This window comes from Flavobacterium sp. R1_16, from assembly GCF_057652095.1.
On sequence record NZ_JBYFCG010000039.1, the window covers coordinates 1 to 304 of the forward strand.

A 304-nucleotide genomic window follows, 5' to 3' on the forward strand; every position below is an offset into this window, starting at 1 on the left:
AAAGATTTTCAAGACGAAGAATTGCCATTGGTTTCTTAGCTTCTTTTGTCCTTTCTTTAATTGTGATTTATCTTTTGAGACTTTTTATTAGCGATGGTATAGAAAAACAATCACTAAGAATATTTTTTAAAGAGGAGAAGGCTTCAAATTACATAGTTGCATCGGTTTTTACATTTTTAGTTTTATTGATAGTCCACTTTATCTATCTCTATAAATGGTATCAAGAAAATAAACTCAAAGAACAGTAAGTAATAGCCGGAAATGCATCTGCTAAGTTTGAAAGTCTTAAAAATCAAATTGATCC

1 pseudogene is annotated in these 304 nt (G+C 28.9%); it reads left to right on the top strand.

The window, feature by feature from the left end:
* A pseudogene (locus tag AC23L6_RS13400) lies at positions 1 to 248 on the top strand (histidine kinase); the annotation flags it as partial.
* Positions 249 to 304 lie beyond the last annotated feature (56 nt).